1 pseudogene is annotated in these 1004 nt (G+C 40.0%); it reads left to right on the forward strand.

What is annotated here, in order from left to right:
- Nucleotides 1-1004: pseudogene (locus tag NAT47_RS12515) on the forward strand (gliding motility-associated C-terminal domain-containing protein); the annotation flags it as partial.

Consider the following 1004-nt stretch of genomic DNA (forward strand, 5'->3'; position numbering starts at 1 on the left):
GTAACAGCTGCTCCAATTGATGCGGTTGCAGATACTGCAGGTCCGATTAATGGTACTACTGGTTCTACTAATGTTGTGAACGTACTTAGTAATGATACTTTAAATGGAACCCCTGTTACACCATCTGATGTTACGTTAACAACAGTAATACCAAACACTAATTTGGTACTTAACCCTGATGGCACAGTGTCTGTTTTACCAAACACCCCAGCGGGAACTTACACGTTGACTTACCAAATTTGTGAAAAATTAAATCCGTCTAATTGCGATACAGCAGTAGTGACCGTTACTGTAACAGCTGCTCCAATTGATGCGGTTGCAGATACTGCAGGTCCGATTAATGGTACTACTGGTTCTACTAATGTTGTGAACGTACTTAGTAATGATACTTTAAATGGAACCCCTGTTACACCATCTGATGTTACGTTAACAACAGTAATACCAAACACTAATTTGGTACTTAACCCTGATGGCACAGTGTCTGTTTTACCAAACACCCCAGCGGGAACTTACACGTTGACTTACCAAATTTGTGAAAAATTAAATCCGTCTAATTGCGATACAGCAGTAGTGACCGTTACTGTAACAGCTGCTCCAATTGATGCGGTTGCGGATACGATAGGTTCTATCAATGGTTCTACCGGTTCTACTAATGCTGGTAATGTACTTGTTAATGATACTTTAAATGGAACACCAGTTAATCCGTCAGATGTTGTGTTGACTTCTACACCTCAAGGTCCATTAACTATTAATACCGATGGAACTATAGTTGTTGCACCAGGTACCCCAGCAGGAATTTACACAGTTGATTATACTATATGCGAAATATTAAACCCAACGAATTGTGATACAGTTACAGTAACTGTTACGGTAACAGCAGGAACAATTGATGCGGTTAATGATGCAGGTACACCAGTTAATGGTACTACAGGTGGTACGGCAGTAGCCAATGTGCTTACAAATGATACTTTAAATGGAGTAGCAGTAAATCCAGCAGATGTTAC

Origin of the sequence: Flavobacterium fragile, assembly GCF_023634865.1 — a bacterium.
Classification (GTDB): domain Bacteria; phylum Bacteroidota; class Bacteroidia; order Flavobacteriales; family Flavobacteriaceae; genus Flavobacterium; species Flavobacterium fragile.